Origin of the sequence: Massilia sp., assembly GCF_046293535.1 — a bacterium.
In the GTDB taxonomy this organism is placed as follows: domain Bacteria; phylum Pseudomonadota; class Gammaproteobacteria; order Burkholderiales; family Burkholderiaceae_D; genus Telluria.
In genome coordinates, this window is record NZ_JBKBOV010000026.1 from 47,475 (window position 1) to 53,561 (window position 6,087).

Annotated in this window: 4 protein-coding genes; 1 reads left to right on the top strand and 3 read right to left on the bottom strand. The window is 65.8% G+C overall.

Translation table 11 applies throughout. The features are described from left to right. Nucleotides 1-72 precede the first annotated feature (72 nt). The 3 genes from ACK4S9_RS14765 to ACK4S9_RS14775 form a co-directional block, all read right to left on the bottom strand. Nucleotides 73-1,746 (bottom strand): alpha-amylase family glycosyl hydrolase, encoded by a 1,674-nt coding sequence (locus ACK4S9_RS14765; RefSeq protein ID WP_409726833.1) that lies wholly within the window; start codon nucleotides 1,744-1,746, stop codon nucleotides 73-75. Nucleotides 1,747-1,772: 26 nt separating this feature from the next. Then, nucleotides 1,773-3,404, bottom strand: coding sequence for an alpha-D-glucose phosphate-specific phosphoglucomutase (locus tag ACK4S9_RS14770; protein ID WP_409726835.1), 1,632 nt, complete (start codon nucleotides 3,402-3,404; stop codon nucleotides 1,773-1,775). 109 nt (nucleotides 3,405-3,513) lie between these two features. Continuing rightward, nucleotides 3,514-4,851, bottom strand: coding sequence for an MFS transporter (locus tag ACK4S9_RS14775; RefSeq protein ID WP_409726837.1), 1,338 nt, complete (start codon nucleotides 4,849-4,851; stop codon nucleotides 3,514-3,516). Between the two features lie 213 nt (nucleotides 4,852-5,064). Here ACK4S9_RS14775 and ACK4S9_RS14780 point away from each other — a divergent pair, with 213 nt between their 5' ends. Beyond that, nucleotides 5,065-5,931 carry an alpha/beta hydrolase gene (locus tag ACK4S9_RS14780; RefSeq protein WP_409726839.1) on the top strand — a complete coding sequence of 289 codons (867 nt, stop codon included), beginning with the start codon at nucleotides 5,065-5,067 and terminating at the stop codon, nucleotides 5,929-5,931. Nucleotides 5,932-6,087: the final 156 nt, after the last annotated feature.

Sequence of the window (6,087 nt, forward strand, 5' to 3'; positions counted from 1 at the left end):
GTGGTCTCGGACACCATTGTATCGGGAGGCAAGCCGCGCACGGCAGGCCGCGGCGGCTACCGGGATAGCTTCCTAGTCCTGCGCGATCAGGGCGACCGGCGCCGGCGCCGGGAACTGCACCTTGCCGTCCTTGACGACCGCGGTCTTGCCCGAATACCAGTCGCGCACCGTCTGGCCATCGTTGAACACGCCGGACACCGAAATCGGCACCGCCTTGTCCTTCGGCAGGTCGAGCGCGACCACGACGCGGTCCGATACGCCATCTTTCTGCCAGGTACGCTTGAAGGTGTAGGGGCTGGAAGCCAGCATCTGGTGCACGCCGGCGCCGACGGCCGGATGGGCGGCGCGGAAGCGCCCCAGCTTGGCCCAGTGCTCGCGCACTTCGCCCACGCGGTGCATGCCGCGCTGCGCATTCGATTCCAGCTCGTCCCAGTTCATGAAGGAACGCAGCTTGGCGTCGCCTTCCGCGCCTTCGATATTGAGCAGGCGCGCGCTCTCGTCGCCGTAGTAGATCTGGGCGGCGCCGGGCGCCAGCAGCAGCTTGTTGGCCGACTCGATCGGGCGCTGGCGCGCCGGGTCGAAGGGGCTGCCGTCGTCGTGCGAGCTGACGTAGTTCAGCACCCCGTAGCCCTTCATCGGGCCATGCAGCGCCTTCGAATAATCCGAGAACAGCTCTTCGTAGCCCTTGGCCGCGTCGGACTTCATGCTGAAGTTGATCATGTTGTCGAAGCCGTTGGCGAGCCAGTCGACCTTGACGCCGCCGCCCATGTCGAAGCTGCGGCCGTGGTGGATCGAATAGTTGTAGACCTCCGAGGTCATGAAGAACGGCAGCTTGCCGGGGCCCTTGCCCGGGTTGGCGCGCTTCCACTCTTCGAATGCCAGGCTGGCTTCCTGCTTGAGTTCCTTCCACACGTCCGGTTCGGTGTGCTTGACGGTGTCGGCGCGGAAGCCGTCCACGCCGTACTTGCGCACCCAGTCGGCGTGCCACTTGATCAGGTAGTAGCGCGGCGCGCGCGGGTAGCCGGTGCGCTTGAAGAAGTCGTCCAGCTCCTTCACCTCGCGCTCGTAGCGCCCTTCCTTCTTCCACTTCGCCACCAGGTGCGGCGGGAGCGCCACATTGGCGCGGCTAGCGGTAAGGAAGTCCGGCAGGTTGTCCACCAGCGTGCAGTCGACCGTGGTGGGCGCGTCCTTGTAGGTGCACTTCGGTCCGGTGCGCACCCAGTCCTTGGGCCAGACCGGATCCCGCGGGGTGACCGGGCCGGTATGGTTCATCACCACGTCGAGGATCACGCGAATGCCGTTGGCGTGCGCGGTGTCGACGAAGGTGCGGAAATCCTTCTCGGTGCCCAGGTTGGCATCGACGGCGGTGAAATCCTTGGCCCAGTAGCCGTGGAAGCCGTAGGACTTGCCTGTGCCCTCGTCGGTCGACCCGTGGATCTGCTCGACCGGCGGCGTGAGCCAGATGGCGTTCACGCCGAGTTCCTTGAAATAGCCGTCCTTGATCTTGGCCGTGATGCCGGCCAGGTCGCCGCCCATGAAACCGCGCAGCTTGGCGGCGTCCGCCTTGCGGCCGTAGGCCAGGTCGTTCGTCTTGTCGCCGTTGTTGAAGCGGTCCGTCAACAGGAAGTAGACGGTGGCGTTGTCCCAGACGAAAGGCTTGGTGGCCTGGGCGGCTGCATTGGCGTTGACGCTGGTAGCGGCGCCAAAGGCGAGCAACATGGAGGCGGCAAGGACGGGAAGTTTCATGCGGGTTCCTGTGTGGTTGGGTGGGTCTAGGTGATCACGCTCGGATGCGCGCGGCCGGTGCGCTGGCGCAGTTGCGCCACGCTGTCGGCGATGGCGATCAGTTCTGAGAGCGCCTGCTGGGTGTCGAGCGCGTGGCGTGCGGGGTCGGCCTCGTAGCGTTCGAGGTAGAGGCGGATGGTCGCGCCTTCGGTGCCGGTGCCGGACAGGCGGAACACGATGCGCGAGCCGTCCGCCATGATGATGCGGATGCCCTGGCGCGTCGCCACCGAGCCGTCGACCGGATCGTTGTAGACGAAATCGTCGGCCTCGGCCACGCGAAAGCTGCCCAGCGTCCGGCCGGCCAGGTCGGGCAGTTTCTCGCGCAGCGCCGCCATCAGGGCGTCGGCGCTAGCGGCGTCGACCGCCTCGTAGTCGTGGCGCGAATAATAGTTGCGGCCGAAGCGGGCCCAGTGCTCGCGCACGATCTCGTTCACGGACTTGCCGCGAACGGCCAGCAAATTCAGCCAGAACAGCACGGCCCACAGGCCGTCCTTCTCGCGGATGTGGTGCGAGCCGGTGCCGTAGCTCTCCTCGCCGCACAGCGTCACCAGGTTGGCATCCATCAGGTTGCCGAAGTACTTCCAGCCGGTCGGCGTCTCGAAGCAGGAAATACCCATGCTTTCCGCCACGCGGTCGGCCGCCTGCGAGGTGGGCATCGAGCGCGCGATGCCGCTGATGCCCTTGGCGTAGCCCGGCGCCACGGTGGCGTTGGCGGCGATGATGGCCAGGCTGTCCGACGGCGTCACCGCCAGGCCGCGGCCGACGATCATGTTGCGGTCGCCGTCGCCGTCCGAGGCCGCGCCGAAATCCGGCGCGTCAGGGCCGTTCATGTGGGTGATCAGGTCGGCGGCGTTGACCGGGTTCGGATCCGGGTGCCCGCCGCCGAAGTCTTCCAGCGGGTCGCAGTTGACCACCGTGCCGCTCGGTGCGCCCAGCTTGCCTTCGATGATGGCTTTCGCATAGGGGCCGGAGACCGCGTGCATGGCGTCGAAGCGCATGCGAAAGCCCCGTGCGAACAGCGCGCGGATCGCCTCGAAGTCGAACAGGCGCGCCATCAGCTCGCTGTAGTCGGCCACCGGGTCGATGACCTCGACCACCATGTTCTCCAGATGGGTGCGCCCCAGTCGGTCGAGGTCGACCGGGCCGGCGTCGCTGATGCGGTAGGTCGTCACTGCCTGGGTGTTGGCGAAGATCGCCTCGGTGATCTTCTCGGGCGCCGGGCCGCCGTTCTCGATGTTGTACTTGATGCCGAAGTCGCCATCCGGACCGCCCGGATTGTGGCTGGCCGAGAGCACGATGCCCCCGAAGGCCGCATGCTTGCGGATCACGCAGCTCACCGCCGGCGTGGACAGGATGCCGCCGCGCCCCACCAGGCAGCGGGCGATGCCGTGGGCGGCCGCCATGCGCAGGATGATCTGGATCGCTTCGCGGTTGAAATAGCGGCCGTCGCCGCCGACGACCAGGGTGCGCCCCGGACCCTCGCCCAGGGTCAGGAAGATCGCTTCGACAAAATTCTCGAGGTAGCCGGGCTGTTGAAACTCGGTCACCTTCTTGCGCAGGCCCGAGGTGCCCGGCCGCTGTCCGGCGAAGGGCGTGGTCGGATTGGCGTGGATGCTCATGCTTCGCTCCTGTCGTAATAACGAATTGCAACATCACCATTGGCCGGCAATGTTGATAAAACGTTACGATACGACAGGCGCGGAATCACTGGCGCAAGCCTCGTGGGACTCAGATCGCAGCCTTGACCGGCGCCGCCCGGTCGGTCACGAACAGGGTCAGCACGGCCGCGAGCAGCATGCTGGCGCCGCCCAGCGCCACCGTCATCGCAGTATGGCCGTCGAAGAAGTGCCTGGTCACGCCGCCCAGCAGCAGGCCGCTGACGATCTGCGGGATCACGACGAAGAAGTTGAACAGGCCCATGAAGTAACCCATGCGCTTGGCCGGCAGCGAGCCCGCCAGGATCGCATAGGGCATGGTCAGGATCGAGGCCCAGGCCAGGCCGACGCCGATCATCGGCAGCATCAGCATGTTCTTGTCGGTGATCAGGACCAGGCTGGCCAGGCTCAGGCCGCCGATCGCCAGGCAGGTGGCGTGCACGGTCTTGCGGGAGGTGGCGCGCGCGAACACCGGCAGCAGGAAGGCGGCCAGCGCCGACACGCCGCTATACACCGCGAACATCACGCCGACGAAACTGCCGGCGGCCTGGAAGCTCGAGGATTGGGCGTCGGTGGTGCCCCAGACGTTGTCGGCGATCGCCGAACCGGTGTAGATCCACATCGCGAACAGCGCGATCCAGGTGAAGAACTGCACGAAGGCCAGTTGCACCATGGTCTTGGGCATCTTGGCGAAGCCGCCCAGGATTTCCTTGATGGCCACGCCAAAGCTGCGCGAGTGCTTGCGCTCGGCGTTGAAGGCGTCCATGTCGGGCGGCGGCAGTTCGTCGGCGCTCACCACGGTCCACAGCACGGCCAGGAAGAAGATGGCGCCGCCGGCATAGAAGGAATAGCGCACGGTTTCCGGGATCATGCCGCCCACCGCTTCGTTGGACACGCCCATCGATTCGAAGAACACCGGCAGCAGGGACGCGATCACCGCGCCGCAGCCGATGAAGAAGGTCTGCATCGCATAGCCCGCGGTCTGCTGCGAGGCGTCCAGCTTGTCGCCCACGAAGGCGCGGAACGGCTCCATCGAGACGTTGATGGCGGCATCCATCATCCACAGCACGGCCACGGCCATCCACAGCGCGGACGAGTTCGGCATCAGGAACAGCGCGATGGCGGCCAGCACGGCGCCGATGAAGAAGAAGGGACGGCGGCGCCCCCATTTCGGGTGCCAGGTGTTGTCGCTCAGGTAGCCGATGATCGGCTGCACCAGCAGGCCGGTGACCGGCGCCGCCAGCCAGTACAGGGCCAGGTTGTCGGGGTCGGCGCCCAGCGTCGAAAAGATGCGGCTGGTGTTGGCGTTCTGCAGTGCGAAGCCGAACTGGATGCCGAAGAAGCCGAAGCTCATGTTCCAGAGCTGCCAGAACGACAGGCGCGGCTTGATGGCCGCGGTTTGCATGTCCATGTGTGTCCCCAATGACGGCCCGGACCGAAGCGGGCTCTCGTGTGATGCAGGCGGCCCGGATCAGGCCGGCCTACAGGTAGCTGTAGCAAAATAACATGGCGATTTCTGAGTGTCAATCGAAGAGCTGTCATAGTAGAATCGGCACAACAGGGGTGGCTGGATCGTGCACCTCTGTAGTCAAACAACAAAATATTCGACCGAGGAGACACTTCTATGTCCTTGTTTCGCCCACCTGTCGTTTCCCTCCTGCTGGCCCTTGCGCTCGGCGCCCCGGCCCACGCCGCCGACCGCCCTGCCGGCAGCGCCAAGGCCTCGACCGCTTCTCCCGGCGTGAGCCTGCTGGGCGAGCCGCTCGCGATGCCGGGGCTGGAGCGCAAGCGCCAGCTGCGCATCTACCTGCCGCCTGGCTATGCCACTTCAAGCAAGCGCTATCCGGTGCTGTACATGCACGACGGGCAGAACCTGTTCGACAATGCCACCGCCTACGCCGGCGAGTGGAAGGTGGACGAGACCCTGGACGCGCTGGCCCGGGAAGGCAAGCTGGAAATGATCGTGGTCGGCATCGACAACGGCGAGGACAAGCGCATGACGGAGCTGAACGCCTGGGACAGCGAGCAGTTCGGCAAGGGCGAAGGCCGCGCCTACACCGACTTCATCGTCAAGACCGTCAAGCCGATGATCGACAAGCAGTACCGTACCCTGGCCGGACGCGAGCACACCGCCATCATGGGCAGCTCGATGGGCGGCCTGGCCTCGCACTACGCGCTGGTGCAGTATCCGCAGGTGTTCAGCAAGGCGGGCGTGTTCTCGCCGGCCTACTGGACGGCGCAGCCCTCCTTCGATTTCGTGGCCGCCACACCGGTGCCGAAGGACGCGCGCGTGTTCCTGCTGATGGGCGAAAAGGAAGGGCCGCAAATGAATGCGGACGTCAAGCGGATGGCGGAGGTGGTCAGGAAGACCGGGCATCCGGCGGCCAACACGGTGCTCAAGCTGGTGCCGGGAGCGCAGCACAACGAGGCCTTCTGGGCGGGGGAGTTGCGCGAGGCGCTGTTGTGGATGTTCGCGCCAGATAAGTCGTGATATGTAGGGTGGGCAGGTTTCCCTGCCCACGCGGTAATCGTTTGTGGCTCCGCTGTCGTGCCGGATGATTTTGCTGCCAACTACCACCGCGTGGGGGGGGGGGGGGAGGGCGCAGCCGCCGCAATACAACCCCCCCACCCCCACAAAAAAAAAACA

What these genes read in the sequence shown, in the direction of transcription:
- ACK4S9_RS14775 (WP_409726837.1), bottom strand. Translation starts at nt 4,851, where the DNA reads ATGGACATGCAAACCGCGGCCATCAAGCCGCGCCTGTCGTTCTGGCAG.
- ACK4S9_RS14765 (WP_409726833.1), bottom strand. Translation starts at nt 1,746, where the DNA reads ATGAAACTTCCCGTCCTTGCCGCCTCCATGTTGCTCGCCTTTGGCGCC.
- ACK4S9_RS14780 (WP_409726839.1), top strand. Translation starts at nt 5,065, where the DNA reads ATGTCCTTGTTTCGCCCACCTGTCGTTTCCCTCCTGCTGGCCCTTGCG.
- ACK4S9_RS14770 (WP_409726835.1), bottom strand. Translation starts at nt 3,404, where the DNA reads ATGAGCATCCACGCCAATCCGACCACGCCCTTCGCCGGACAGCGGCCG.